The organism is Aeromonas sp. ASNIH8, from assembly GCF_002919855.1.
Classification (GTDB): Bacteria; Pseudomonadota; Gammaproteobacteria; order Enterobacterales; family Aeromonadaceae; genus Aeromonas; species Aeromonas caviae.
In genome coordinates, this window is the sequence record NZ_PQLN01000009.1 from 31982 (window position 1) to 56317 (window position 24336).

The 24336-nt window shown below is 63.7% G+C and carries 21 protein-coding genes and 1 pseudogene; 11 read left to right on the forward strand and 11 right to left on the reverse strand.

All coding sequences use genetic code 11. The annotated features are described in order from the left end of the window. Nucleotides 1-4 precede the first annotated feature (4 nt). The 5 genes and pseudogenes from C3418_RS04135 (at nt 5) to C3418_RS04155 (ending at nt 5354) form a co-directional block, all read left to right on the forward strand. Nucleotides 5-694, forward strand: a complete 690-nt coding sequence (locus C3418_RS04135) for an ABC transporter ATP-binding protein (RefSeq protein ID WP_042051356.1) — start codon at nt 5-7, stop codon at nt 692-694. Further along, nucleotides 688-1935 carry an ABC transporter permease gene (locus C3418_RS04140; protein WP_103858020.1) on the forward strand — a complete coding sequence of 416 codons (1248 nt, stop codon included), beginning with the start codon at nt 688-690 and terminating at the stop codon, nt 1933-1935. Before C3418_RS04135 ends, C3418_RS04140 begins: the two co-directional genes overlap by 7 nt. A gap of 30 nt (nt 1936-1965) precedes the next feature. Beyond that, nucleotides 1966-2445: a DUF3299 domain-containing protein gene (locus C3418_RS04145; RefSeq protein WP_103858021.1), complete on the forward strand. Its 480-nt coding sequence runs from the start codon at nt 1966-1968 to the stop codon at nt 2443-2445. Between the two features lie 139 nt (nt 2446-2584). Next, entirely contained in the window at nt 2585-3451 is an 867-nt protein-coding gene (locus C3418_RS04150; protein ID WP_103858022.1) for a TIGR03899 family protein, read from the forward strand. Nucleotides 3452-3725: 274 nt separating this feature from the next. Further along, nucleotides 3726-5354: pseudogene (locus C3418_RS04155) on the forward strand (PAS domain-containing methyl-accepting chemotaxis protein). A 761-nt stretch (nt 5355-6115) separates the two neighbouring features. On the opposite strand, the gene cysC reads toward C3418_RS04155, so the two are convergent. From cysC to cysG, 5 genes are all read right to left on the reverse strand, one after another. Then, nucleotides 6116-6709: an adenylyl-sulfate kinase gene (gene cysC / locus C3418_RS04160; protein WP_103858023.1), complete on the reverse strand. Its 594-nt coding sequence runs from the start codon at nt 6707-6709 to the stop codon at nt 6116-6118. A 344-nt stretch (nt 6710-7053) separates the two neighbouring features. Next, nucleotides 7054-8778, reverse strand: coding sequence for an SLC13 family permease (locus C3418_RS04165; protein WP_103858024.1), 1725 nt, complete (start codon nt 8776-8778; stop codon nt 7054-7056). Nucleotides 8779-8782: 4 nt separating this feature from the next. After that, entirely contained in the window at nt 8783-10210 is a 1428-nt protein-coding gene (gene cysN, locus C3418_RS04170) for a sulfate adenylyltransferase subunit CysN (RefSeq protein ID WP_103858025.1), read from the reverse strand. 24 nt (nt 10211-10234) lie between these two features. Further along, nucleotides 10235-11203 carry a sulfate adenylyltransferase subunit CysD gene (gene cysD / locus C3418_RS04175; RefSeq protein ID WP_103858026.1) on the reverse strand — a complete coding sequence of 323 codons (969 nt, stop codon included), beginning with the start codon at nt 11201-11203 and terminating at the stop codon, nt 10235-10237. 104 nt (nt 11204-11307) lie between these two features. Further along, nucleotides 11308-12732: a siroheme synthase CysG gene (cysG, locus tag C3418_RS04180; RefSeq protein WP_103858027.1), complete on the reverse strand. Its 1425-nt coding sequence runs from the start codon at nt 12730-12732 to the stop codon at nt 11308-11310. A gap of 197 nt (nt 12733-12929) precedes the next feature. Between cysG and C3418_RS04185 the strand changes: the two genes are divergently transcribed. Together C3418_RS04185 and C3418_RS04190 are read left to right on the forward strand one after the other, a co-directional pair. Continuing rightward, nucleotides 12930-13853, forward strand: a complete 924-nt coding sequence (locus C3418_RS04185; RefSeq protein ID WP_029314806.1) for an SPFH domain-containing protein — start codon at nt 12930-12932, stop codon at nt 13851-13853. After that, nucleotides 13850-14305 (forward strand): NfeD family protein, encoded by a 456-nt coding sequence (locus C3418_RS04190; RefSeq protein ID WP_010675601.1) that lies wholly within the window; start codon nt 13850-13852, stop codon nt 14303-14305. The genes C3418_RS04185 and C3418_RS04190 overlap by 4 nt, the downstream gene beginning before the upstream one ends. 80 nt (nt 14306-14385) lie before the next feature. Here the strand turns inward: C3418_RS04190 and C3418_RS04195 are convergent, their stop codons facing one another. The 3 genes from C3418_RS04195 to C3418_RS04205 all read right to left on the reverse strand — a co-directional run bounded on the left by C3418_RS04195 (nt 14386) and on the right by C3418_RS04205 (nt 17254). Then, nucleotides 14386-14631 carry a hypothetical protein gene (locus C3418_RS04195; RefSeq protein WP_010675602.1) on the reverse strand — a complete coding sequence of 82 codons (246 nt, stop codon included), beginning with the start codon at nt 14629-14631 and terminating at the stop codon, nt 14386-14388. Nucleotides 14632-14937: 306 nt separating this feature from the next. Further along, nucleotides 14938-15987, reverse strand: coding sequence for an oxidoreductase (locus C3418_RS04200; RefSeq protein ID WP_041213888.1), 1050 nt, complete (start codon nt 15985-15987; stop codon nt 14938-14940). A gap of 103 nt (nt 15988-16090) precedes the next feature. Beyond that, nucleotides 16091-17254: a multidrug effflux MFS transporter gene (locus C3418_RS04205; RefSeq protein WP_039040832.1), complete on the reverse strand. Its 1164-nt coding sequence runs from the start codon at nt 17252-17254 to the stop codon at nt 16091-16093. A 234-nt stretch (nt 17255-17488) separates the two neighbouring features. Here C3418_RS04205 and rdgB point away from each other — a divergent pair, with 234 nt between their 5' ends. Both rdgB and hemW read left to right on the forward strand, forming a co-directional pair. Beyond that, nucleotides 17489-18085 (forward strand): RdgB/HAM1 family non-canonical purine NTP pyrophosphatase, encoded by a 597-nt coding sequence (rdgB, locus tag C3418_RS04210; protein WP_010675605.1) that lies wholly within the window; start codon nt 17489-17491, stop codon nt 18083-18085. A 132-nt stretch (nt 18086-18217) separates the two neighbouring features. Next, nucleotides 18218-19363, forward strand: coding sequence for a radical SAM family heme chaperone HemW (hemW, locus tag C3418_RS04215; protein WP_103858028.1), 1146 nt, complete (start codon nt 18218-18220; stop codon nt 19361-19363). A gap of 116 nt (nt 19364-19479) precedes the next feature. Here the strand turns inward: hemW and C3418_RS04220 are convergent, their stop codons facing one another. From C3418_RS04220 to zntR, 3 genes are all read right to left on the reverse strand, one after another. After that, nucleotides 19480-19698 carry an alternative ribosome-rescue factor A gene (locus C3418_RS04220; protein WP_069651880.1) on the reverse strand — a complete coding sequence of 73 codons (219 nt, stop codon included), beginning with the start codon at nt 19696-19698 and terminating at the stop codon, nt 19480-19482. A gap of 107 nt (nt 19699-19805) precedes the next feature. Further along, the gene (locus tag C3418_RS04225; protein ID WP_103858029.1) at nt 19806-20342 is read right to left on the reverse strand and encodes a dihydrofolate reductase family protein; all 537 of its coding nucleotides are present in this window, start codon (nt 20340-20342) and stop codon (nt 19806-19808) included. Continuing rightward, nucleotides 20332-20769: a Zn(2+)-responsive transcriptional regulator gene (gene zntR / locus C3418_RS04230; RefSeq protein ID WP_010675609.1), complete on the reverse strand. Its 438-nt coding sequence runs from the start codon at nt 20767-20769 to the stop codon at nt 20332-20334. Before zntR ends, C3418_RS04225 begins: the two co-directional genes overlap by 11 nt. A 432-nt stretch (nt 20770-21201) precedes the next feature. Between zntR and purH the strand changes: the two genes are divergently transcribed. Both purH and purD read left to right on the forward strand, forming a co-directional pair. Continuing rightward, on the forward strand, nt 21202-22794 hold the full coding sequence (purH, locus tag C3418_RS04235) for a bifunctional phosphoribosylaminoimidazolecarboxamide formyltransferase/IMP cyclohydrolase (protein WP_010675610.1): 1593 nt from the start codon (nt 21202-21204) through the stop codon (nt 22792-22794). A 106-nt stretch (nt 22795-22900) separates the two neighbouring features. Then, entirely contained in the window at nt 22901-24190 is a 1290-nt protein-coding gene (gene purD, locus C3418_RS04240) for a phosphoribosylamine--glycine ligase (RefSeq protein ID WP_041211074.1), read from the forward strand. The last annotated feature ends 146 nt before the right edge of the window (nt 24191-24336 follow it).

A 24336-nucleotide genomic window follows, 5' to 3' on the forward strand; every position in this document is an offset into this window, starting at 1 on the left:
CGCCATGAAAAATGCCGTGGTTGAGATCCGCGATCTGGCCTTTGCCTGGCCGGGTCACGAGGTTGTACTCGATCTGCCCGCCCTCACCATCGGCGAGGGGGAACGGGTGTTCATCAAGGGACCGTCCGGTTCGGGCAAGTCGACCCTGCTCGGCCTGCTGGCCGGGATCCAGACCGCCAACCACGGCACCCTGGAGGTACTGGGCCAGCCGCTGGCCCAGCTCTCTGGCCGTGCCCGTGACCACTTCCGGGCGGCCAATCTGGGTTACATCTTCCAGCAGTTCAACCTGCTGCCGTTTTTATCCGTGCAGGACAACGTCACCAGCGCCCTCACCTTCTCCCCCGAGAAGCGGGCCCGGCTGCAAGGCAGCCCGGCCGAGGAGGCGCGCCGCCTGCTGCGGGAATTGCAACTGCCCGAGGAGGCGCTTCACAGGCCAGTCCATGCCCTCAGCATCGGCCAGCAGCAGCGGGTGGCCGCCGCCCGCGCGCTGATCGGCTCGCCGCCGCTGGTGATCGCCGACGAGCCCACCTCGGCGCTCGATACCGACAACCGGGCCGCCTTCATCAAGCTGCTGTTCGAGGAGTGCGACAAGCAGGGCTCGACCCTGGTCTTCGTCAGCCACGACCCCTATCTCGAGCCGCTCTTCCCGCGGGTGGAGAACCTGCAACAACTGAACAGGAGGGCAACATGCTGAAACTCGCCCTGCAAAGCCTATGGGCCCGCCGCCTCACCGCCGGGCTCACCCTGCTGGCGGTCGCCATCAGCGTCACCCTGCTGCTCGGGGTGGAGCGAGTGCGCAACCAGGCGCGCGAGAATTTCGCCAATACGGTGTCGGGCACGGACCTCATCGTCGGCGCCCGCTCCGGCCAGGTGAACCTGCTGCTCTACTCGGTGTTTCGCATCGGCAATCCCACCAACAACGTGGGCTGGGACGCCTATCAGGCCATCAAGCAACAACCCGGCATCGCCTGGACCATCCCGCTTTCCCTTGGTGACTCCCACAAAGGGTTTCGCGTGCTTGGCACCAATGGCGACTACTTCACCCACCTCAAATATGGCCAGCAGCAGGCACTGGTCATGCGCGAAGGACGAGCGTTCGAGACGCCGTTCGAGGCTGTGCTCGGTGCCCAGGTGGCCGAGAAGCTCGGCTATCATCTGGGGCAGTCCATCGTCATCGCCCACGGCGCCGGCAACACCTCGTTCAGCCAGCACGACAACCTGCCGTTCAAGGTGGTGGGGATCCTGGCACCGACCGGCACCCCCATCGATCGCACCATCCATGTGCCGCTGGCCGGTATCGAGGCGATCCACCTGGGCTGGGACACCGGTCGTCACAGCAAGAACGTGACCGCCGAGCAGGCACTGGCACAGGATCTCACCCCCAAGACCATCACCGCCTTCATGGTGGGGCTCAGCAACCGGATCCTGGCGTTCCAGCTGCAGCGCAGCGTCAACACCTACCGGGGCGAGCCGCTGATGGCGATCCTGCCCGGGGCCGCCCTGCAAGAGCTGTGGAGCCTGATGAGCGTGGCGGAGACAGCACTGTCGGTGATCGCCGGCTTCGTGGTGGTGGCAGGCCTCATCGGCATGCTGACCACCCTGCTCGCCGGCCTCAACGAGCGGCGCCGGGAGCTTGCCATCTTGCGCTCCCTCGGCGCCGGCCCCTCTCACCTGTTCCTGCTGCTGGCGCTGGAGGCGATGGCCCTCACCACCGCCGGCATTGCGCTCGGGGTGGCCGCGCTCTACCTGGGCCAAGCCCTTGCCACCCCCTGGCTGCTCGGTCACTATGGCCTGCAATTGAGCCTGGGGCTGCCAAGCGCCCACGAGTGGCAACTGCTGGGGCTGGTCTGGCTGGCCGGCATGGTGATAGGCCTGTTGCCCGCCGCCCGCGCTTATCGCTACAGCCTGAGCGATGGCATGAGCATTCGCGTCTAGCTAGGCGCCCATAAAAAACGAGAAGGACAGATGATGAAGTGGAAAATCGTGGCTCTGCTGGCCGCCCTGCTGACGCTGCCGGCCATGGCCGCCGACTACAAGACCATCGACTGGGATGTGCTTATTCCGGAAGGTGAAAAACTGCTGCCCCCGCCCCAGGTGAGCCACGACGGCAATCTTGCCTCCGTGCCCCAGCCGGTGGGCGGGGTCAACAAGAAGCTGGACAACCAAGAGGTGCGCATCCCGGGCTTCGTGGTGCCGCTGGAGGGGGATGCCAAGAAGATCACCGCCTTCCTGCTGGTGCTCTACTTTGGCGCCTGCATCCATGTGCCGCCCCCGCCCACCAACCAGGTGGTCTATGTGAGCTACCCCAAGGGAGCGCCGGTAGACGACCTGTGGGACGCCATCTGGGTGAAGGGCAAGATGCGCACGGTCAGCTCCAGTCACGAGATGGCCACCGCCTCCTATTCGCTGGAGGCGGTCGAGGTCAGCGTCTACGAAGAGCAGTAACCAGGCACGCACGGCCTCCCGCGGGGGGCCGTTTTGTTATCCGCGACGGCAAGAACCCGGCCAGCCCCTGCCTGAGGGATTGCCCGCCATCCCGGTTGGAGTAACATTCAAGGCTAGACCTTGCGATCACGGAGCCAGCATGGCTGACCTGCCCCCGCCCAAGAAAGAGAGTTCCATCCTGAGCAGCCAGGAGCAGACCCTGCGCCTGGCCCGCAGCCGCGGCATCGACGGCATGCTCATCCGCAACAGCGACAGTACCTTCGAGCAGCGCGCCGCCTTTCGCCAGCTGGCGGATCAGGCCGCCCGCCAGCGCAACCTGGAGTCCATCATGGTGATGGCCTCCCGCCACTGCGAGGAGACCGCCGCCGGCGGCGAGATGGACAGCGACTGGCTGACCCACTTCCTGCAACTGGCGGAAGACATCAGCATGGTGCCCATGCAGCAGCTGTGGGGCCGCATCTTCGCCATCGAGATCGCCACCCCGGGCCGCTTCTCCATCCGCGCCCTCACTACCCTCAAGGAGATGACCCAGCGCGAGGCCCAGCTGTTCCAGCGCATCTGCTCCCTCTCCTGCCACTACGTGGGCAGCGACGAGCAGCGCCTGCTGCTGGGGCTGCACAAGGGGGCCAGCCTGCTCAGCCGCGCCCGGGTGACCCGGCTCGGCCTTGGCAAGTACCGTATCCCCTACAACGCCCTGCTGCAGCTGTTCGAACTCGGCCTGCTGCACCGCGGCGAGCTGGAGTCCGGCCCGCTGCCCGCCGACGGGGTAGAGCTGGAGTTCGGCGATCAGCGCTGGCGCCTGCAGCGCAAGCAGGCCAACATCACCCTGCTCTACTACCGGCTGACCCCGGTCGGCAACGAGCTCGCCCAGCTGCTGCAGGAGCCGCCGCTGGAAGAGTACCTGCAGGATCTGAAAACCGTGCTGGTGCAGGGGCTGCAGATCGAGACCATGATGCTGACCCCGCCCGCCGGGCCTGAGCCGACCCCGGCCGAACCAACCCCCTGATCCTCCGGAGCCCGTCAGGGCTCCGCTGTTTTACGCCTCCCGCCGCCGCTCGCGAAATGGCGCCGCCGTTGCCAAAACGGTTCCTGAAATGCAAATCCGTCCTCTCTGACGCGCCAGCCCCGCGCCCGCAGATCCGCTCGCCACCGGTCATCGCCTCCCGCCGTGCCGCATGAGTGCCGCATGAGTGCCGCATGATCGACGATTTTCACCCCCGCTGGTGCAGCCCTTGCATTGGTGATGACTCCTTCCCCACAACCCGGTTTCGGAGCACACCATGAGAGTCAATCAGCCTGTCACCCAGCATGAGCGTCGCTATCCCGAACACCAGCACCTCATCTCCACCACGGATCTGGAGAGCCGTATCACCTACGCCAACGAGGAGTTCTGCCAGATCGCCGGCTTCACGCTGGAGGAGCTGCAGGGGGAGCACCACAACCTGGTGCGCCACCCGGACATGCCCAAGCAGGCCTTCGCCGACCTCTGGCACCATATCTGGGCCGGCAAGAGCTGGATGGGGCCGGTGAAGAATCGCTGCAAGAACGGCGATCACTACTGGGTCAGCGCCTTCGTCACGCCGATCAAGGATGCCCACGGCAAGGTGGTGGAGTATCAATCGGTGCGTACCGCCCCCAGCGAGGAGATCAAGCAGCGGGCCGAGCGCATCTATGCCGGGCTGCGCGCCGACAAGGCGCCGCTGGCGCTCAGGCTGCCGGCCTTCTCCCACACGCTGGCAATCACCCTCTGCCTGCTGCCGAGCCTGGTGGCCATGATGGCGCTGGGGTATGAGCAGGCCTCCGGCTGGCTGCTGGCCCTTGCCGTGCTGCCTTTGCTGCTGGCGGCCATGATCACCCAGGCCCTGAGCCGTCGCCTCGGCAAGCTCGACAAGCTGGCCCGCAGCCGCTTCGACAACCCGCTGATGCAGCTGCTCTACACCAACAAGGTCGACAACATCGCCGCCATCGAGCTCGCCATGTTGATGAATCAGGCCGAGTTCAACGCCGTGCTGGCGCGCACCCAGCAGACCTGCAGCCGGATCCTGCACTCGGCCGAAGGCGATCTGCGCAATGCCGAATCCATCACCAGCAACCTGCAGCAACAACAGGCCGAGACCAATCAGGTCGCCACCGCCATCACCCAGATGGCCGAGTCGATCCGCGAGGTGTCCCACAGCTCCACCGCCGCCTCCGACCTGCTGGATGAAACCGCCGACCTGTTCCGGGAGGGCAACCGTAGCGTGCAGGAGACCATAGGGGCGGTCGAGGGGATGCACGGCGAGATCGCCACCTCCAAGACGGTGATCCACACCCTGGCGACCCAATGCCGGGATATCGACGGCATCCTGGATGTCATCAACAGCATCGCCAACCAGACCAACCTGCTGGCCCTCAATGCGGCCATCGAGGCGGCCCGTGCCGGTGAGGCGGGCCGTGGTTTCTCGGTGGTGGCGGACGAGATCAGATCCCTGGCCATCAAGACCCAGGCCTCCACCGGCGAGATCCAGAAGATGATCAACCTGCTGCAAACCAGCGCGGCCAACGCCGAGCAGGCGATGGAAAAAGGGGGGGATCTCTCCGCCAGCTGCCAGCAGAAGGCCTCCGCTACCGGCACCATACTGCAGCAGATCAACAGCATGTTGCAGCAGGTCGCCTCCGGCAGCAGCCAGATAGCCCAGGCCGTGCAGGAGCAGTCCTAGGTTACCGCCGACATCGATCGCAACGTGCTCAGCATCAAGACCCTGGCCGATGACTCCAGCGTCGGCAGTCAGCATGCCGTCCACGGCATCAACCAGCTGGTACGGCAACTGAGCGACCTGGATCGGCTGGTACGCCAGTTCCAGCAACAACCCGCCTCTCCACAACTCGTCAACCCCAGCCCCGCCGGCCAGGTGGTGCTGGCCCGCTGATCCCGAGACTGTGCGCTAACAACAAAAAAGGGCCTCTGTCGTCACCGGCAGCGGGCCCATTTATCTCTGGTGGGAAACGCAGATCTGACTGGGCCGGGATGCCCATGCCATCACTGGCCCGGCCTTGATGTCATTACCTTTGCATCTGCTCTGCAACTCATTCAACAGAGTGGCATCCCGCAGTTCATTCCCCCCGCCCAAATACGCAGCGAGCATTGAGAAAGTACGGACGCTGAGATACCCCTATCGCCCGCCCCCCCATGGCAGCTCAATTTATTGATCTTGCCCGAGAAATCACTCACTCCCCCTTCCCTAACCAGCTCCGTTCGGTAACATGGCCATCAGATCCCCTCTTGTCGGAGTCAGCCATGAACCAGACCGGAGCCACACCGCAGGGAAAGCGCAGCAAACTGGAGGCTGAAATTCAGGGGCGGTAGCCTTGCTTGAGGAATAGCCACGCGGGTGGCGACCGGCTGCACGTTATTAAGAAGGATGACAGCCCTGATTTTGTTGGCGCCATTATTTCACTGCCCAGGTGATAGGGAAAGTGCGAACAAGTATCCCACGAACAAAAAATGAAAATTTTAGTCATTTAATATCAATGAGTTACCAGTAAATGCTCTCGTGCCATATGACTTATTCGCACCTTCCTTAGCACAAGGGTCGAGGTGCTATATATCCAAAGAACTCGATGAAGAAACAGCAGCGACAAGGGGGCAATCGCCCCCTTGTCTATCAATATTCTGTTCGCACAATCAACCTCAGTCGATTAATCCCCGCTGCCGCAGGGCGGTCAGCAACTCATCCACCAGCGCTTCCACCGGCTTGCCGGCGTTCAGCAGGTGAATTTCTGGCTGCTCCGGTGCCTCGTAGGCGGAGTCGATACCGGTGAAATTCGTGATCTCCCCGGCTCTCGCCTTTTTGTAGAGCCCCTTGGGGTCGCGCTCTTCACAGACGGCCAGCGGCGCATCGACAAAGACTTCGACAAACTCCCCTTCACCCACGAGATTGCGCACCAGCGCACGCTCGGCACGAAACGGCGAGATAAAGGCGGTGAGCACGATAAGTCCCGCATCCACCATCAGTTTTGCCACCTCGCCGACCCGGCGGATATTCTCCTGACGGGCGGCGTCATCAAAGCCCAGATCCCCGCACAGGCCGTGGCGCACGTTGTCCCCATCCAGCAGATAGGTGTGCTTGCCTTGCGCGGCCAGCGCCTGCTCCAGGGCCCCCGCCAGGGTGGATTTACCTGCCCCGGAGAGCCCGGTGAACCAGATCACCAGCGGCTTCTGTCCTTTCTGCTCTGCCCGGCTCTGTTTGTCGACGGCATGCTGATGCCACACGATATTGCTCATCCAACACTCCTTGATTGGCGCTCACGCCTCAAAACTTAAACTGTCCGGCACCGCGGGGAGCCGCCTCTCGATGAGGCGGCAAGGTGCTGATGCCCTGAGATTGCGCATGCAACACCCCCTGATTGGCGCTCACGCCTCAAAACTTAAACTGTCCGGCACCACAGGGAGCCGCCTCGGACTATCAGCCGACAACGTGCTGATGCCATGGCATTGCTCATCCAACACTCCCTGATTGGCGCTCACGCCTGGATGCCAGTGCCCTGGCACTCCCCTGCATCATAAGCTGCCTTGATAAAAGCTGCGTTAACATAAGCAGCCCTTAACACATCCCCCGGTATCAGACCTTAAAACGGAAACAGCAGGGGCACCATGACGATCACTCCGATGCTGTAGGCCAGGGAGACCGGCAGGGCCAGCTTGAGATAATCCGGCATCTTGTAGTTGCCCGCCGCATAGACCATCAGGTTGGTCTGGTAGCCGTAGGGCAGGATAAAGCTGGAACTCGCCCCGAACAGCACCGCCAGAATGAACGGCATGGTGGAGACATCCATGCTGAGCGCCAGCTGGAATCCCATGGGGAAGGCCAGGGCCGCCGCCGCGTTGTTGCTCATCAACTCCGTCAGCACCAGGGTAAACAGATAGATCCCCACGAAGGCGATAAAGGGACTGGCCCCGTTGAACTCCCCCATCAGCCAGTCGGCGATGAGCTTGGCCAGGCCGCTCTTCTCCAGCTGATCGGCGATGGCGAGCGCCCCGCCCACCACCAGCCAGATATCCAGGGGAAAGCGGCGGCGGATCTCGTCCAGGGTCAGGATGCGGGAGAAGAGCAGCACCACCAGCATCACCAGCAGCCCCTTGAAGAGCGGCACCAGATCGAACACCGACAGGGTCAGCACCCCGAGGAACCCCGCCACCACGGCGGCGCTGCGCGTGGCATCAAGCCGGGTGGAGGCCTCCAGCCCGCTCACCACCACGAACTCCCGGGAGAGGGACTTGTTGCCCGCAAACTTGGGGCCGGGGGCCAGCAGCAAGGTGTCCCCTGCGTGCAGTTCAATCTGGCCGAGGCCGCCGGTGAGCTGGGTCTCGCCCCGGCGCACCGCCAGCACCACCGCATCGAAATGGGTGCGAAACTCCGCATCCTTGATGGTCTGACCCACCAGGCGCGAGCTGTGGCTGACGATCACCTCCACCAGGTGCTGGCCGTTGAGGCGGTGCTGGCCGTAGAGATCCAGCCCTTTGAGCTCCTGCAACACGCCGACGCTCTCCACGTCGCCGCAGAACAGCAGCATGTCCCCCTCGTGCAACTCGTGTTCCGGCTGCACCGGGCAGATCACCTGGTTGCCCCGGATGATCTCGGCGAGATAGAGGCTTTTCAGGCTGCGCAGGCCGTTCTCCTTGACGCTGCGCCCGGCCATCGGCGAGCCGGGGCCCACCTTGGCCTCGAGAAAATAGCCGGATTCCCGGCTCATCTCGGTGTCCTGCTCCGGCAGGTGGCGGGCGAACAGTAGCACGGCGATAAGGCCGGTCACCAGGGTTCCCGCCCCCACCATGAAGAAGTCGAACATGCCGAGCGGCTTGGCCCCCATCTTGATGAGGAAGCTGTTGACGATGAGGTTGGTGGAGGTGCCGATCAGGGTCAGCACGCCGCCAAAGGTCGCCGCGAAGCACATGGGCAACAGCAGCCGGGAGGGCGCATGGTTGGGGTTGCGTTTGACCGCCCCCAGCATGGAGGCCACCACGGCGGTGTTGTTGACGAAGGCCGACAGGAAGGCGGTGGAGAACCACACCTTGATCAGCACCTTGTTGAACGAGCCGGTGCCCACCAGGTTGGCGAACCAGCTCATGACCCGGGTCTTCTCCACCGCGAGCGACACCAGCAGCAGCAGCACCAGGGTCAGCAGGGCACTGTTGGTGTAGCCCGCCACCACGGCGTTGATATCCGCCAGGCCGCTCAGGTAGGTGATGAGCACGGCGCCCGAGAAGAGCAGCGCCGGCCGGAGTTTGCCCTGGATCAGCAGGGCGACGAGGGCAGCCAGCAGACCCAGCACCAGGGATTGTTGCCAGGTCATGGGCTTACTCCTTGCCGGAATCGTTGCTGATGGTCAGCGCCTGCCAGTGGGGGAAGTGCTTGCGCACCAGGGCGTTGAGCTCCACTTCGAACTCGCTGTATTGCCCTGCCACAACCTTGGCCGCCAGCCCTTCCACTATCATGCCGGCACCGACGGTGACGTTGGTCAGCCGGTCGATGAGGATAAAGCTGCCGGTATCACGGATCTCCTGGTAGGGGTCGAACGCCACCGGGTCGGTCAGGCTGAATTCGCACAGGCCGATCTCGTTGAGCTTGAGCTCGGAGGCCGGCAGTTCGTCGAGCTTGTTGATCTCGATGCGGTGGCGGATGGCCTCCACCTGGCCGCGGCTCTTCTTGGTTGCCAGCTTGACGTCATAGACCCGGCCCGGTTGCAGGGACTCTTCCCCCATCCAGACGATGTGAGCCAGCACGTTCTGGGTCACCTGGGGCTTTTTCGCTGCGTCCACCAGCAGGTCGCCCCGGCTGATGTCGATCTCGTCCGCGAAGGTGACCGTGATGGCCTGACCCGGCAGGGCATACTCCAGATCCCCGTCGAAGGTGACGATGCGGGTGACTGTGCTCTCCTTGCCGGACGGCAGCACCGCCAGCCGGTCGCCGACCCGCAGGATGCCGGAGGCGAGGGTGCCCGCGAAGCCGCGAAAATCGAGGTTCGGGCGATTGACGTACTGCACCGGCAGGCGCACCGGATGGCGCTCCAGCTCGCGCTCCACCTCGGCAGACTCCAGCAGGGAGAGCAGGGTTTCCCCCTCGTACCAGGCCAGCTTGTCGCTTGGGTTGACCACGTTGTCACCGTCCAGGGCCGAGACCGGCACGACGTGGATGGTGTCGACGCTGAGCTTCTTGGCGAACTCGCGGTACTCGGCGCTGATGCGCTCGAACACCTCCTGGCTGAACCCCACCAGGTCCATCTTGTTCACCGCCACCACAAACTGCTTGATGCCGAGCAGGCTCGCGATAAAGCTGTGACGACGGGTCTGATCCAGCACTCCCTTGCGGGCGTCGATCAGGATGATGGCGAGATCGCAGGTGGAGGCACCGGTGGCCATGTTGCGGGTGTACTGCTCGTGGCCCGGGGTGTCCGAGATGATGAATTTGCGCTTGGCGGTGGAGAAGTAGCGGTAGGCCACGTCGATGGTGATGCCCTGCTCGCGCTCCGCCTGCAGGCCGTCCACCAGCAGTGCCAGATCCAGCTTCTCGCCGGTGGTGCCGAGCTTCTGGCTGTCGGATTCCAGCGCCTTCAACTGATCTTCATAGATCTGCTGGGAGTCGTGCAGCAGGCGCCCGATGAGGGTGCTCTTGCCGTCATCCACGCTGCCGCAGGTGAGAAAGCGCAGCAGGCTCTTGTGTTGCTGGGCGTGCAGGTAGGCTTCGATGCCCTGTTCGCTGATGGCGGTCTGAATATGGTTGTTCATGATGCGATTCCTTAGAACATTTTTTTAGAAATAGCCCTGACGCTTCTTCTGCTCCATGGAGCCGGCCTGATCGTGGTCGATGAGCCGCCCTTGCCGCTCGCTCGAGGTGGTCAGCAGCATCTCTTCGATGATCTCCGGCAGGGTGGTGGCGTTGGACTCGATGGCCCCGGTCAGCGGGTAGCAGCCGAGGGTACGGAAGCGCACCAGCTCCTGTTTCACTTCATCTTCCGGGCCGATGGGCATGCGATCGTCATCCACCATGATCTTGATGCCGCCGCGCTCCACCACTGGGCGCATGGCCGCGAAATAGAGCGGCACTATGTCGATGTTCTCGAGATAGATGTATTGCCAGATGTCCAGCTCGGTCCAGTTGGAGAGCGGGAAGACCCGGATGCTCTCACCCTTGTTGACCTGGCTGTTGTAGACGCGCCACAGCTCCGGGCGCTGGTTCTTCGGATCCCAGCGGTGGGACTTGTCACGGAAGGAGTAGACCCGCTCCTTGGCACGGGATTTCTCCTCGTCGCGACGGGCACCACCGAAGGCGGCGTCGAAGCCGTATTTGTTGAGCGCCTGCTTGAGCCCCTCGGTCTTCATGATGTCGGTGTGCTTGCTGCTGCCGTGCACGAAGGGGTTGATGTCCATGGCCAGACCGTCCGGGTTCTTGTGGACGATGAGATCCAGCCCGAACTTTTTGGCGGTCTCGTCCCGGAACTTGATCATCTCCTTGAACTTCCAGTTGGTGTCCACGTGGAGCATGGGGAAGGGGATCTTGCCCGGGTAGAAGGCCTTGCGGGCCAGGTGCAGCATGACGGAGGAGTCCTTGCCGATGGAGTACATCATCACCGGGTTTTCAAATTCGGCGGCCACCTCGCGGATGATATGGATGCTCTCGGCTTCCAGTTGCTGCAGGTGAGTCAGTCGCTCGCGGGTGACACCTGCACGGATGCTCTGTGCATCGGATGGCTGCAGTTGGGTCAGTCTTTCACGGTCCATGTCTGGGTCCTCGGTTCATTGCTATCGCACCTGCTCGGGGCGCGGTGTTGGTTCAGTTCGGTGCCGCCTTGGCCGCACCGTCAAATCGATTCGGGTCTCGCCCTTCAGGCCAGGCTCACCAGCTTGAGCTCGTGGCCGCTTTCTGCCTCCTGCCCTTGCCCCTGCTCGCCAAACCAGGCGAGTTGCTGGCGCAGGGCCACCACTTCACCGATGACGATAAGCGACGGGCTCACCGCCTGCTGGGCCAGTTCGGCCAGATCCGCCAAGGTGCCGGTCAGCACCCGCTGGCGGGCCGTGGTGCCCCGCTCGATGATGGCGATGGGGGTGGCGGCGCGTCGGCCATGGCTTACCAGTTGCTGCTGGATATGCTCGGAGCGCATCAGCCCCATGTAGATGACCAGGGTCTGGTTGGTGGCCGCAAGCTGCTGCCAGTCGGGCTCCTTGCCCTCCTTCTGGCAGTGGCCGGTGATGAAGACGGCGCTCTGGGCATGGTCGCGGTGGGTGAGCGGAATGCCCGCATAGGCGGTGGCACCGGCAGCCGCCGTGATGCCGGGCACTACCGAGAAGGGAATGCCCTCCTCGGCCAGCACTTCCAGCTCCTCGCCGCCACGACCGAACATGAAGGGATCGCCCCCCTTGAGGCGCACCACCCGGTTACCCGCTTTGGCATATTCCACCAAGAGGCGGTTGGTCTCTTCCTGGGGCACGCTGTGGGCACCCGCCTTCTTGCCGACCGACACCAGGGTGGCGTCGCGGCGCACCAGGTCCAGGATCTCGGGGGAGACCAGCTGGTCATAGAGCACCACTTCGGCCTGCTGGATCTGTTGCAGCGCCTTGAGGGTCAGCAGGCCAGGATCTCCCGGGCCCGCCCCTACCAGCACCACTTCTCCCACTTCGGTACGGGCTTTGTCCAGTCCCTCGTTCAGCCACTGCTCGGCACCCTGCCAATCGGCTTTCTCAATCAGACCGGCCAGGGTGTTGGAGGCAAAGGCGCGCTCCCAGAAGCGGCGGCGATCGGAGAGGGAGGCCAGCACCTGCTTGGCCCGGCGGCGCACCCGGCCGGAGAGCTCCGCCAGACCGCCAAGATGGCGGGGCAGCAGGCTCTCGAGCCGCTCGCGCAACAGGCGCACCAGCACGGGGGCCTTGCCGCCGCTGGAGACAGCCACCACGATGGGGCTGCGATCGATGATGGAGGGAAAGATAAAGCTGGAACGCTCGGGGTCATCCACCAGGTTGACGAACAGACCGCGCTCGGTGGCGCTCTGGTAGACCAGGGCATTGACCTCGAGATCGTCGGTCGCGGCCACCACCAGGATCTGCCCTGCCAGGTGGGCCGGGTCGAAACGCGCCACCACATGGGTGAAGCGACCGGCAAATTCATGGAACTCGGGCTCGAGCGCGGGAGAGACCAGGGTGATCCGGGCACCTGCCGCCAGCAGCAGGCGCGCCTTGCGCAGGGCAACCTCACCCCCGCCCACCAGCAGTACCGGGCGGCCTTCCAACCTGGCAAACATAGGTAAATAATCCATCAGGGCCCGCTCCTCGGCATCGCGACATCTGGGGCGACTATAGGCAGGAGCGCTTATCCCTCAAAATAATAAAAAATGCTCTTTAATGCGTTTTGGTAATTAGTAAAGCCGTGTGGCGGCAATAGAGAAGCGAATCTGCTTGTGGTGGATGGCACCAGACCCTAGGCTAGTGAAAGTGTTTCATAAGGAGCTTAATCATGAATGAGTCATTGATTGTATTGGGGATCTTCATATTCCTGGTACTCGCCACCCTGAGTGCCGGCATCAAGATAGTGCCCCAGGGTTACAACTGGACCGTGGAGCGCTTCGGCCGCTACACCCGCACCCTCTCCCCGGGCCTCAACCTGCTGATCCCCTACATCGACCGCATCGGTCACAAGATCATCATGATGGAGCAGGTGCTGGACATCCCGGCCCAGGAGGTGATCTCCCGGGACAACGCCAACGTCACCATCGACGCCATCAGCTTCGTGCAGGTGGTGGATGCCCGCAAGGCGGGCTACGAGGTCAATGATCTCACCAGTGCCATCCGCAATCTCACCATGACCAACATGCGGACCGTGCTCGGCGCCATGGAGCTGGACGAAATGCTCTCCCAGCGCGACACCATCAACGAGAAGCTGCTGCGCACCATGGATGCCGCCACCGCCCCCTGGGGCATCAAGGTGACCCGGATCGAGATCAAGGATGTGCGCCCGCCCCTCGCCCTGGTGGAAGCCATGAACGCCCAGATGAAGGCCGAGCGCCAGAAGCGGGCCGAGGTGCTGGAGGCCGAAGGGGTGCGCCAGTCCAAGATCTTGAAGGCCGAGGGGGAGAAGCAGTCCCAGATCCTGAAAGCCGAGGGTGAACGTCAGGCCGCCTTCCTCGCCGCTGAAGCGCGGGAGCGGGCCGCCGAGGCGGAAGCCAAGGCGACCCACATGGTCTCCCAGGCGATCGCCGAGGGCGACATGCAGGCCATCAACTACTTCGTGGCCCAGAAATACACCGAGGCCCTGGCCCGCATCGGTGAAGGCCCCAACAGCAAGATCATCATGATGCCCCTGGAAGCGGGCAGCCTGATAGGCTCGGTGGCGGGCATGGCCGAGCTGTTCAACAAAGACGGCAAGGCGGGCAAATCATGACAGCCCTGTTCGAGGGGCTGACCCACTGGCACTGGCTGGGGCTCGGCTTCGTGCTGCTGGCCATCGAGGTGATGGGGTCGGTGGGCTTCCTGCTCTGGACCGGCATCGCCGCCCTGGAGGTGGGACTCTTGCTGCTGGTCTGGCCCTTCGGCTGGCAGGCGCAGTTGCTGCTCTTCGCCCTGCAATCCCTGCTCACCACCTGGGCCTGGTGGCGCTGGCAGCATCGCCGGGATCGCTCCGGGCTGGATGCCGCCGCTCCCATCAACGAGCGGATGCAAAGCTACATGGGCCGCGAGCTGACCCTGCTGGACGAGGTCAGCCAGGGGATGAGCCGGGTGCATCTGGACGACACCGTCTGGACGGTGCGCTGCAACGCGCCGCTGCCGGCCGGCAGCCGGGTCAAGGTGGTGGGGGCCGACTCCCACATCCTGCTGGTGGAACCCCTCGGCTGACCGGGCAACGCCCTTCCATGGCCATAAAAAAACGGGCCCGGCGCGAGTGCGCCGGGCCCGTTTTTCAATGAGGTGCTGGCTTAGTTGGCCTTGGCATCGCTCACGGCAGCTTCAGCCTTGGTGGCCACGTCAGCGGCAGCCTTCTCGACAGTAGCGGAAGCTTCGGAAGCAGCCTTCTCGACGGTAGCAGACGCTTCGCTAGCGGCTTTCTCGACAGTGGCAGCAACGTCTGCGGCCGGGGTCGCAGCCGGAGCGGCAGCTTCTTCTTTCTGACCACAGGCGGTCAACATCAGACCCAGGATACCGGCTACCAGTACTTTGTTCATGTGCATACCCTCAAAAAAAGATGGAGAGATGGTGCAGGGACCATCACTGTACGCCCCGGCTCCTGTCGGCACACCGGCCGCTGGAGCCCGAAGGTGCGCGAAATATATCCCCATATGCGGCCGATGAAAACGCGTATCACAATGATATTTTCTCGTTGGCATGATAAGAAACACTGCTGCAACGACAAATATTAATATAAAACACCCATCCATCACCAGATTCGCACAACAAATCGCCAATTACCTGACGATTGCCAGTCAGCTATTGTCTTTCTGTCAGGCTCTCGGCGCTGCCGGATTACGCCGTCAGTCAGACAGCTTCTGACAAGGCAGGCGCCGCCCCTGCTGGTCGCTCTCCCGGGCCAGGTCCAGCAAGGCCATCACCGCCAGAGCCTCGTCGGCCGGCACCGGGTTCTCCCCTTCTCCCCGGATGGCGGCGCAGACGCCGCGATAGTAGGCGCCGTAGTCCCCCGCCTCGCCAGCCACGGTCTGCTGCACGAGCTGACCGTCCCGGATCTGGCTGAGCTGGCCGGGGGCGGGATCCACGCCCCAGTCCGCCGCCGGAGGCCGCTTGCCCTCCTTGAGCTGCTCCTCCTGCACGTCCATGCCGAACTTGATGAAGGAGCCCTGACTGCCGTGCACCACGAAGCGGGGCATCACGGCCGACACCAGACAACTGCCGTGCAGAATGACCCGCATCTCGCCATAACCCAGCACCACATGGAAGTAGTCGTCCGCCAGGGCCCCGGGGCGCTGCTTACCCAGATCCGCCTGCAACCAGTCCGGCTGGCCGAACAGCTGGAGCGACTGATCCAGGATATGGGGGCCGAGATCGAACCAGAGACCGGAGCCCGGGCCGCCCGCCTCGCGCCAGCGCTGGCGCACCTCGGGGCGATAACGGTCGAAGTGGGATTCGAACTGGGCAACTTGCCCCAACGCTCCCTCCGCCAGCAGACGGCGCACCGTGAGGAAGTCCCCGTCCCAGCGCCGGTTGTGGAAGATGCTGAGCAGCCGTTGCTGCTTCTCCGCCAACTCGACCAGCGCCTTCGCTTCGGCCAGATCCAGGGCGAACGGCTTGTCGATCACCACGTGCTTGCCCGCCAGCAGGGCCTCGCGAGCGATGGGGGCGTGGGTGTCGTTGGGGGTGGCGATCACCACCAGATCGAGGCTGTCATCGGCCAGCACCTGCTCCAGGGTGCCGACCCGGGTGCCGGGCAACGCCGCCTGTACCTTGGCGGCATCCCGGCTCACCACCCAGCGCAGGGTCAGGCCTGGGGTCGTGGCCAGGAAGGGGGCGTGAAAGGTCTGTCCTGCGAAGCCGTATCCCACCAGGGCGGCGTTGATTGTGTGGCTCATCCGGTTTTCTCCACGGGTCTGTGATCATGCGAGGCAGGCGAGGTCACCTGAAAAAGAGAAGGGGGCTCAAGGCCCCCCGAGTGTGCTCATCAGAGCACAGGATTTATTGCAAACACAAGCGGCGACCCTGGCGGGTCATCAGCATCACCAGCGGGGGCAGCAGCAGCCACATGTGCAGGGCCAGCTGGCTCAGGGGATCCGGCATCAGCCAACCGGTGATCCCCACCAGGGCGCCGGAGCCGCTCATCTGGAACAGGCCGAGCAGGGCGGCAGCAGTCCCGGCGCAGTGGCCGAAGGGGGCCAGCGCCATACCGGCGGCGGCGCCCAGGATCATCGCAAAACCGATGCTGGAGAGGAACACCGGGCCCATCATAGCCAGCGGGTGCGGGATGTGCATGGCCAGGGTCAGGGTGATGGCGGAGAGCAGCAGCACCAGCAGGCCGATGCGCAGGGTCCGTCTTGGCCCTACCCGGGCGATGAAGCGCGGGGCCAGGAAGCAGGCCAGGATGTTGAGGGCAGCATTGGCGGTGAACCAGTGGCTGAAGCCACTCATGTCCAGCCCCAGGGTCACCATCAGTTGTACCGGCGCCGCTGTCACGTAGGCGAGGATTACCGCCATCGCCAGCATGCACAGCGCCGCGTTGAACAGGAAGCTCGGGGAGCGCAGCACCGGGCTGTAGCGGGACCAGCTGATGAGCGGGCCAGCACTGCTGGTCTCCTCAGGGCGGGTTTCCGGCATCCGCCACAGCAGCCAGCTGCCGACCACGACAGCGTAACCCGCCATGAACCAGAAGTTCGCCGACCAGCCCGCCTTGGCGGTGAGCCAGCCACCCAGCAGGGGCGCCAGTGCGGGGATGAAGCAGATGGCACCGTTCAGATAGGAGATCATCTGACCGCTCTTCTTGGGGCCATAGCTGTCACGGACCACCGAGAAGGCGGCCACCGAGGTGGCGCAGGCCCCGAAGCCTTGCAGCACCCGCGCCAGCATCAGCTCGCCCAGGCTGGCGGCAAAGCCGGCTGCCAGGGCGCTCAGGCCGTAGAGCAGCACGCCCCCCAGGGCAATGGGTTTGCGCCCGTAGCGATCGGCGAGCGGCCCCACCAGCAGTTGCCCCAGCCCCATGCTGAACAGGAACCAGGTGATGGTGCCCTGCATCAGGGTCACTTCGGCCCCCAGCTGCTCGGCCATCTGGGGGATGGCAGGCAGATAGATGTCGATGGCCAGCGGGCTGAACAACACCAGGAGTACAAGCAAAAGAATCAATGGCATCAGTCACCTCAAGCCCTACGAATATCGATTGGGCCGCGAGTCTACTGACTCAGAGTAATGAATTGAAATGGTATTTAATCACTTCGGTTATTCCCTGTTGGAAACATGTATCTCTTCTACCTCTCAGGGGGTGGAACCAGGATCCCCCGTTGGCACCGGATCCCGGGCAATTGGCGCTTTTACTAAACCCCTCCCCCGCATAGAATGCGCAGATTATTTTTGCGGAGGTGTGTGATGAACAAGCTTGTCCTGGCAACAGGGAACCAGAAAAAGGTGAAGGAATTGGCCGCCATGCTGGCTGATATGAAGATCCAGGTGATCCCGCAGAGCGAGTTTGCAGTCTCCGATGCCGACGAGACCGGCACCACCTTCGTCGAGAATGCCATCATCAAGGCCCGCCACGCCGCCCGCGTCACCGGCCTGCCCGCCGTGGCCGACGACTCCGGTCTGGAAGTGGATCTGCTGCACGGCCGCCCCGGCGTCTACTCCGCCCGTTTTGCCGGTGCCGGTGCCAGCGACAAGGAGAACATCGACAAGCTGCTGGCCGAGCTCAAGGGCGCGCCGGATTACCTGAAAAGCGCCCGTTTCTGGTGCGTGCTGGTCTACATGCGCCACGCCGACGATCCCACCCCCATTATCTGCCAGGCGAGCTGGGAGGGGATGATCATCGACGAACCCCGCGGCCAGCACGGCTTCGGCTACGACCCGGTGTTCTTCGTCCCCGACCACGACTGCACCTCGGCCCAGATGCCGGCGGAGCTCAAGAACCAGCTCAGCCACCGTGGCCAGGCCCTGGCCAAGCTCAAAGCGGCCCTGGCTGCGGTCAACTAAAGCGCTGTCTCCCGCCGCGTTGTCATCTACAATGGGGGCCGTCGGCCCCCGTTTCGTTCGCGGCGCCCCGCCCGTTGTCACCGGCAACCAGGGCCACCCGACCCCTTTTGATTGTTGAATACTGGAAATCCCATGCTGCAACTGCCGCCCCTCTCCCTCTATATCCACGTGCCCTGGTGCGTCCAGAAGTGCCCCTACTGCGACTTCAACTCCCACGCCCAGAAGGGGGAGCTGCCCCACCTCGAGTACGTGGCGGCCCTGCTGGAGGATCTGGAGCAGGATCTGCACTGGGCCCAGGGGCGCCCCCTCTCCTCCATCTTTATCGGTGGCGGCACGCCGAGCCTGCTCTCCGTCGACGCCATGCAGGCGCTGCTGGACGGAGTGCGTGCGCGCATCGAACTCACCGCGGACTGCGAGATCACCATGGAGGCCAACCCGGGCACGGTGGAGGCGGACAAGTTCGCTGGCTTCCAGCGGGCCGGCATCAACCGCATCTCCATCGGGGTGCAGAGCTTCCAGCAGGAGAAATTGACCCGGCTCGGCCGCATCCACGGCCCCGAGGAGGCGCGCAAGGCCGCCGAGCTGGCCCACGCCATCGCGCTTCCCACCTTCAACCTGGATCTGATGCACGGCCTGCCGGATCAGAGCCTGGACGATGCGCTCTACGACCTGCAGCAGGCTATCGACTGCGCGCCGCCGCACCTCTCCTGGTATCAGCTCACCATAGAGCCGAACACGGCATTCGCCTCCAAGCCCCCCACATTGCCGGAAGATGACACCCTGTGGGACATCTACGAGCAGGGCCACGCCATGCTGACCGCCCGGGGCTATCAGCAGTACGAGATCTCGGCCTATGCCAAAGAGGGGTATCAGTGCCGCCACAACCTCAACTACTGGCGCTTTGGCGACTATCTGGGGATCGGCTGCGGCGCCCACGGCAAGGTGACGGATCTCGCGAGCCAGCAGATCCTGCGTACCGCCAAGGTGAAGCATCCGAAAGGTTATCTGGATCCGAGCCGCCCCTATCTGGACAGCCAATGGCAGGTGAGCGCGGACGATCTGCCGCTCGAGTACTTCATGAACCGATTCAGATTGTTTGAACCCGCCCCCAAGGCGGAGTTCGAGGCCTTCACGGGGCTACCGCTGGAGCGGGTGGAGACCATGCTCGCCATCGCCCGGACCAAGGAGCTTATCGAGGATCTTGGCGATAGCTGGCAGCTCACGTCCCTCGGGCATCGCTACCTCAACGTGCTGCTCGAACTCTTTATGGACGAGTGAGCACGGGTTCACTCTCTTGCGTCAAGACCGCAAGTCAGCACCAGCGAATAGAACAACAATCAGGGCGCTATTGGCGCCCTGATTGTGTTAACTGATGCCTTGCGGCAGAAACCCGCTCAGCAGCAGACGCTTGCCATCTGCTGTTGGCCGGGCTCCCACCGCTTGCCGTGCTTGGCCTTGCGCTGATAGCTGCCCTTGCCCTTCTTGCTCGGCTCGACCCGGGCCTGGAACAGGGGGGAGGTCACCAGTGCCTTGAGGTGGTTGTCCTGAATGGTGCCGCGCTGATGTTCGCAGGCGGGTTCGGCGGTGACACAGGTCACCTTCTTCTTGGCCATATGGGCTCCTTGATGGGGGTGTCGTGTTTGCCTATCGTCCCTGCCTGGAAGGGCAGATGGCGAAAAACGCGCCGATTGTGCGCCTCTTGCCTCCCCCGTGCAAGCTGTCAGGCGGGGTGATAGATAACCCGCACCAGGCCGCTTGGCAGCACGGCGCTCGACACCGGTCTCAACCCTGCGGGGAGAGGCCCGGTAAAGAGCGGGATCCCGCCCCCCAGGGTGACCGGCACCCAGAACAGGGTCAGCTCGTCCACCAGGGCCCCCTGCAGACCCTGCCTCACCAGCTCCCCGCCATCCAGATAGAGGTGACGGCTTCCCCCCTGCCACAACTCGTCCAGCACCTGCGCCAGCGCCCCCTGCCGGAAGGAGACCCGAGGACGGGGGTCGGCGGGCCTGTGGGTCAGTACCACCAGCGGCTTGTCCCCGTAGGGCCACTCGGGAAAGGCGCTCACGATATCGTAGGTGTTGCGCCCCATCAGCAGGGTGTCCGCGCTCGCCATCAGGGCGCTGTAGCCGGTCTCCTGCGGCCCGTCGCCACCATAGGGGGCCAGCCATGCCAGATCGCCCCCCTCCCCGGCGATGAAACCGTCGAGGGAGAGGGCGAGAAAGGCGGAGACCCGGGGCCGACGCAGCTCAGTGCTCATGGTCGTGATGCTCGTGGCGGGAAGGGGCGCCGGACTCCAGGGTCTCGAGGATGGCGCAGTGCTCCGCCGAGCGCGGGCCGCCGCAGCAGATGTCGGAGAGGGCCTTCAGGTTCTCGCGAAAACGGGTCAGCTCCAGGAGCTTCTGCTCCACCTGTTCGAGCTTGGTGTCAGCCACCGCCTTCACCTCCTGGCAGGTGACCTTGGCCTTGTTGGTGTCGAGGGCAAGCAGCTCGCCGATGTCCGCGAGGGAGAAGCCCACCGACTTGGCGCGGATGATGAACTCCAGCCGCCGCTTGTCCTGCTCCCCGTAGAGGCGATAGCCGGATTCGTTGCGAATGCCCGGCGAGATGAGGCCGTTCTTCTCATAAAAGCGCAGGGTGTCGGCCTTCACCCCGCACGCCTTGGCCAGTTCACCGATCCGATACATGGTCCTCTCCCCCCGCATGACATTCCCGACATGGTACTCAATATAAACCGGCCTCCACTATCACCTCTTTGCCCGGCGATTGCCAGTCAAAGGCAGGAAAGCAGCAGCTAACCCCTCACTTGCCGGCCATTTATCCCCAAAACACTGAAAAGACAAACGTTTCACAAAAATTCACCAGAAAACGTTTAACGCCGCATCCCACAAGGGTTTGTCTCTTTAAAAAATCCACCACAGGTCACATTTTTTGTGTAGAATACGCGCCCACAAGAGAGCGTCGCGTCAAGCGGGCATTTCCTAAAACGCTTTTGCCAACGGCCGCCCCGGGCGAGAGTGGTTTGCGAAATCCCCCACTTCCATTTATTTGGGGACTCTCTGTGTGTTGAGCCTCGCCTCCCATGGAACGGTCCCCGTTATGCTGAGGACGATAGTGTGATGGAACAAGCTCGACCCATTCGCCGTGCACTGCTGAGTGTGTCTGACAAGACTGGCATCCTGGAATTTGCCAAGGCACTCGACGCGCGTGGTGTGGCCCTGCTCTCCACCGGTGGTACCGCCAAGCTGCTGGCCGATGCGGGCCTGCCGGTGACCGAGGTGTCCGACTACACCGGATTCCCCGAGATGATGGACGGCCGGGTCAAGACCCTGCATCCCAAGGTACACGGCGGCATTCTCGGCCGTCGCGACCGGGATGACGCCATCATGGCCGAGCACGCTATCTCCCCCATCGACATGGTCGTCGTCAACCTCTATCCCTTCGCCGCCACCGTGGCCAAAGCCGGTTGCACCCTGGAAGACGCCGTCGAGAACATCGACATCGGCGGCCCGACCATGGTCCGCTCCGCTGCCAAGAACCACAAGGACGTCACCATCGTCGTCAAGGCCTCCGACTATGACCGCGTCATCGCCGAGATGGATGGCAACGGCAACAGCCTGACCCTCTCCACCCGCTTCGATCTGGCCATCGCCGCCTTCGAGCACACCGCCGCCTACGACGGCATGATCGCCAACTACTTCGGCACCCTGGTGCCCTCCTACGGCGAAAACAAGGAAGGCGACGAAGAGTCCCGCTTCCCCCGCACCTTCAACAGCCAGTTCATCAAGAAGCAGGACATGCGCTATGGCGAGAACAGCCACCAGGCTGCCGCCTTCTACGCCGAAGAGCAGGCCGCGCCGGGCTCGGTAGCAAGCGCCATCCAGCTGCAGGGCAAGGCCCTCTCCTACAACAACATTGCCGACACTGATGCGGCGCTGGAGTGCGTGAAGGAGTTCAGCGAACCGGCCTGCGTCATCGTCAAGCATGCCAACCCCTGCGGCGTCGCCATCGGTGACGACCTGCTGGCAGCCTACGATCGCGCCTACCAGACCGACCCCACCTCGGCCTTTGGCGGCATCATCGCCTTCAACCGCGAACTGGACGGCGAGACCGCCGCGGCCATCGTCGCCCGCCAGTTCGTGGAAGTGATCATCGCCCCCAGCATCAGCCAGGCAGCCCGCGAGGCGGTCGCCGCCAAGCAGAACGTGCGCCTGCTGGAGTGCGGCCAGTGGACTGCCCCGGCGCAAGGCTTTGACTTCAAGCGCGTCAACGGCGGCCTGCTGGTGCAGGAGCGCGATCTGGGCATGGTGACGCTCGGGGATCTGACCGTGGTCAGCCAGCGTCAGCCCACCGAGGCCGAGTTGCAGGATCTGCTGTTCTGCTGGAAGGTCGCCAAGTTCGTCAAATCCAACGCCATCGTCTACGCCAAGAACGGCCAGACCATCGGCGTGGGAGCCGGCCAGATGAGCCGCGTCTACTCTGCCAAGATCGCTGGCATCAAGGCCGAGGATGAAGGGCTGACCGTGGCGGGCTCCGTCATGGCCTCCGACGCCTTCTTCCCGTTCCGCGACGGCATCGATGCCGCCGCTGCCGCGGGCATCTCCTGCGTCATCCAGCCAGGTGGCTCGATGCGCGACCAGGAGGTGATCGACGCCGCCAACGAACACGGCATGTGCATGGTGTTCACCAACATGCGTCATTTCCGTCACTGACAGCCCAGGGCCGCCGATGGCGGCCCTGCCTCTTTAGCACCGGATCCTTTCCACTGGCAGGTTGCCACCGCAGCGCCAGTGAACTCAGACAGAAGCGAGCGAGACGATGAAAGTACTGATCATTGGCAACGGCGGCCGTGAACACGCCCTGGCCTGGAAGGCCAAACACTCCCCCCTGGTGACCCAGGTCTTCGTGGCACCGGGCAATGCGGGCACCCAGCTTGAGCCGGGCATCGAGAACGTCGCCATCCAGGCCACCGACATCGAGGGCCTGCTGGCCTTCGCCAAGGCGAACCAGATCGGCCTCACCATCGTCGGACCGGAAGCCCCCCTGGTGAAAGGGGTAGTCGATGCCTTCCGCGCCGCCGATCAGACCATCTTCGGCCCGACCGCCGCCGCCGCCCAGCTCGAAGGCTCCAAGGCCTTCACCAAGGACTTCCTGGCCCGCCACGCCATTCCCACCGCCGATTACCAGAACTTCACCGAGGTGGAGCCGGCGCTGGCCTATCTGCGCGAGAAGGGCGCCCCCATCGTCATCAAGGCCGACGGTCTGGCCGCCGGCAAAGGGGTGATCGTCGCCATGACCCTCGACGAGGCGGAAGCGGCGGTGCGTGACATGCTCTCCGGCAATGCCTTCGGCGATGCCGGCGCCCGGGTGGTGATCGAGGAGTTCCTGGACGGGGAAGAGGCAAGCTTCATCGTCATGGTGGACGGCGAGCACGTGCTGCCCATGGCCACCAGCCAGGATCACAAGCGCGCCTTCGACGGCGACACCGGCCCCAACACCGGCGGCATGGGGGCTTACTCCCCGGCCCCCGTGGTGACCGACGAAGTGCACCAGCGCGTGATGGAACGGGTGATCATGCCGACCGTGCGCGGCATGGCGGCCGAGGGCAACGTCTACACCGGCTTCCTCTACGCCGGCCTGATGATCGATGCCGAGGGCAACCCCAAGGTGATCGAGTTCAACTGCCGCTTCGGCGACCCCGAAACCCAGCCCATCATGCTGCGGATGCAGTCCGATCTGGTGGATCTCTGCCTCGCCGCCTGTGCCGGCCAGCTGGATCAGAAGGAAGCCGTCTATGACCCCCGTGCCGCCATCGGCGTGGTGCTGGCAGCGGGTGGCTATCCCGGCGACTACACCAGCAACCACCCCATCAGTGGCCTGCCGGTGGACGAAGTGGCAGGGGAGAAGGTGTTCCATGCAGGCACCCGCCTGGAAGGACACACCAGCCTGACCCAGGGTGGTCGCGTGCTGTGCGCCACCGCCCTCGGCCACACGGTGCAGGAAGCCCAGCAGCGGGCCTATGCCCTCGCTGGTCGCATCCAGTGGGACGGCATCTTCTATCGCAAGGACATCGGCTGGCGTGCCATTGAGCGCGAGCAGGCCGAATAAGGGCCGGATCCCGATCACTCAAAGGGCCTGCGGGCCCTTTTTTTGTTGCACAGCACCTGCTCTGGCAGTGAAATCGTCCATGGATGATGACTTTCAAAAACAAAAACACCTGAAAAACTCACCTGACTTTAAAAAACCGATGTGTG